Source organism: Moorena sp. (assembly GCF_982860115.1).
This window is the reverse complement of sequence record NZ_CEYLVT010000454.1, coordinates 1-1755: the sequence shown is the minus strand read 5'-3', so window position 1 is coordinate 1755 and position 1755 is coordinate 1. Positions and strand designations below refer to the sequence as shown.

Sequence of the window (1755 nt, the reverse complement as noted above, 5' to 3'; positions counted from 1 at the left end):
GGGAGCATCCCATTTTGGAAAAAAGGGAAAACTTATTCGCGAGTTATGCTCGCGAATAATAACCTAACTTAGATATTTTCTTGCTCCGAGTCGAAAGAAATATCTAGTAAGCTATTTTTTAGAGAATCAATATTTTTTTGTAATTCGGAAACTATGGTTCTTCTGGCTACAGCCATCACCCCAGCAACATGGGCTTGACTTCCAGCCTTCCCCAAATGCTTATATTTACTTAGCTTGGGGGTATCACCTGTGGTGGGAAAAGTGGGTGAAGGAGCTTGTAGTTTATAGTACCAGTAGGCTTTTTGGGGCTGTCGGACTTGATAACGTGCTACCCAAGCATCTTCCGGAGCGAGTTCCCCTTGACCCTCGAAGAAACTTTTGTAGGTTTCGAGGCTGGCAATCGCCGTCTGTAAACGAGTTATTCTCTGTAGTTTATCTTGTTGTGACTGACTTGAAACTCTTCTACCCATTACTCTCAATCCCCATGGGACATCTATTCGCGATTATAACTCGCGAATACAGTCAAAGGAAGAGAGAATTTTTAAGGGCTTAAATAGCTAGTTGACCATTGAGATAGGCACAACGCAGTTGTAAGATATTAGCAACATTATCTGGTCGCCACTGGGCTCCGGTTAATTTAACTCGGTGGCTGATTTGTTTGACAGCCGATTCCACCGCTCCGCTTCCAATTGAACAAATTTGCTCCCGTTGGAAAGAGTGATAATTGATTAACCTTTTACGGTGTTTTTTGAGATAGCCAATAAAGTTAGTTCCACCCACTGGCTTCGCCAACTTAAGCAACTTCATTGCCTCAGACACCTGTCCTTTCCACAGGTAAGCCTCTAACTGTTCTTTGATTGATTTATTTGTTTCTATTTTATGAAGGTTTTCGGTTAAGTGATACCAGTCCAGGATTTCAATTCGATGCTGAGGCTCACCAATAAGAGCAAATATATTCCAGATGCCATCATGTCCATCTCCCAAGCAGTATAAGGGTACGGTCAAGTTTTGACTGTTTATCCAATCAGTTAAAGATAGATTGTCTTGAAAGAAGGCTCCGTAATAAATCCCTTGTAAGCGAGCTGTTTTGTATTCTTGCCAAACACTAGGTTCTCCTTTAACTTCCGTCCTTAAGCGAATTTTTCCGCCATCAACACTTACTTCGGATAACCCTTGTTTTAGATCAGGAGGTGGTAACTCAATTTGGTTAACTTTTCGATGTTGAGTGGAATGACCAACTTTGAGTCCAGTTAAGAGATATAAATCCGTTTCTGCATTGTGATAAGATTCATTGGCACTCAAGAGAAGACAGCATTTTTCCAACAGAGGACTATGTCGCGTTAATGGTTCTATTCCCAAAGCATCTGCTTGTTTTTTCGTAATCTTCAGTTTTCCGAGACAACTTTTAAGGGTTCGGGTTTTCCCTCGTTGGGTATTGGTCTTTTTTGTGATAAAAAAAAGGCAATTTTGGGACTGACGTGTTCTAAAACTTGCTTCCTGACTGCAATTTCAATATCTGCCAGGGTTTCCAAGCTATCCGTGTCAGTATTGTTGTACAGGATCTCGCTGGCTCGTTTTAAACAAGCTTCTAGTTCTTCCCGTTCGGCTTTCTTCATAATCAAAGCGTATGAACATCTACCTCTGTATTCTACCAGCCTAAGTAGTTGAGCCTTACAATGGGGTTTAACTTCGCGAGCAATACTCGCGAAATTAAACCCCACCCTCTTCTTGTATTTTCCAAAATGGGATGCTCCC

The 1755-nt window shown here is 41.5% G+C and carries 2 protein-coding genes; both read right to left on the bottom strand.

All coding sequences use genetic code 11. From position 1 onward, the window contains the following. Window positions 1–68 precede the first annotated feature (68 nt). Window positions 69–470, bottom strand: coding sequence for a transposase (locus AC4II3_RS32630; protein ID WP_293038794.1), 402 nt, complete (start codon window positions 468–470; stop codon window positions 69–71). Between the two features lie 79 nt (window positions 471–549). Further along, a protein-coding gene (locus AC4II3_RS32625) for an ISKra4 family transposase (protein WP_488017394.1) occupies window positions 550–1616 on the bottom strand; the annotation gives its coding sequence in 2 pieces (ribosomal slippage) (window positions 550–1463 and window positions 1463–1616; 1068 coding nt in all). Window positions 1617–1755 lie beyond the last annotated feature (139 nt).